Below are 878 nucleotides of genomic sequence, written 5' to 3'. Positions count from 1 at the left end.
CCAAGCAGCCAGAGCACGAGCCAGAGGCTATCGAAACAACCGAACTTTTATAACTATGATCTACATGATTGCCAGCCCGGCGGGTTCCATACTGAAATCCATATGAAACGTCGAAGAGCCCACAAACATCAGTCCAGGTATAGTCATTGAGCCAACCAGCTCCTTGGAAGTGGCTGGAAACATACCGGCCACCCAGTAGGATGCCGGTTATTTCATCAGTCACTGTTCCGGTAACAAAGCTCGTGAAACGTGAGACTCCTGCGTCAATGATAATGGGAGCGGTGGTTGAGGAAACTGATACCAGTGTTGCCGAGTCGTAATCTATAGCATCGTTGTGGAATTCGTTGCGATAGGTTTCCCCACACTGAAAGAAAACGCGATAGTCGCCATCTGGAAGTCCGGAAATGACGTAGTGTCCGTTGACATCTGTGAGCGATTGAATCCATGTTCCTGCATTGGATGCAGAGACGGTACACTGTGGAACTGGTGCTCCGGTGCCATCTTCAGTGACTGTGCCCTGAATGCTGGGAGGCGCAAGCGCCAGTACGGCATTGATGTTGGGTGTTGTTGCGCCTGCGGTTACTGAAATGTTGGTGGCGCCGTCGATGTCGCCAGCATCACTATAATATTCTTTGGCGTACTTTTTAGTGCTCCACGAAAATGATGAACCGAAGGCCAAACGATAGGTTCCTGGCGACAACCCGCCGATGAGATAGCTGCCATCTGAATTGGCATAGTACCTGAATCCGTGACTTCCGCAGCCGCCTGAAAGTCGTTCGCCCGATGATAATCGCGTAAAATTGCAGTTCCAGTGATTTTCATGATTTCACCCAAGGGGTGAACTGCCAATGACATTCATCTTCGAGCAAAGCGACACG

The 878-nt window shown here is 50.2% G+C and carries 1 pseudogene; it reads right to left on the bottom strand.

What is annotated here, in order from left to right:
* Positions 1-421: 421 nt before the first annotated feature.
* Positions 422-679, bottom strand: a pseudogene (locus tag ACOCD2_RS22635) (hypothetical protein); the annotation flags it as partial.
* Positions 680-878 lie beyond the last annotated feature (199 nt).

This window comes from Thiolapillus sp. (assembly GCF_048562965.1).
GTDB lineage: Bacteria > Pseudomonadota > Gammaproteobacteria > Chromatiales > Chromatiaceae > Thiolapillus > Thiolapillus brandeum_A.
Note: the sequence above shows the minus strand (reverse complement) of the source record. Positions and strands in the feature narration are given on the sequence as shown.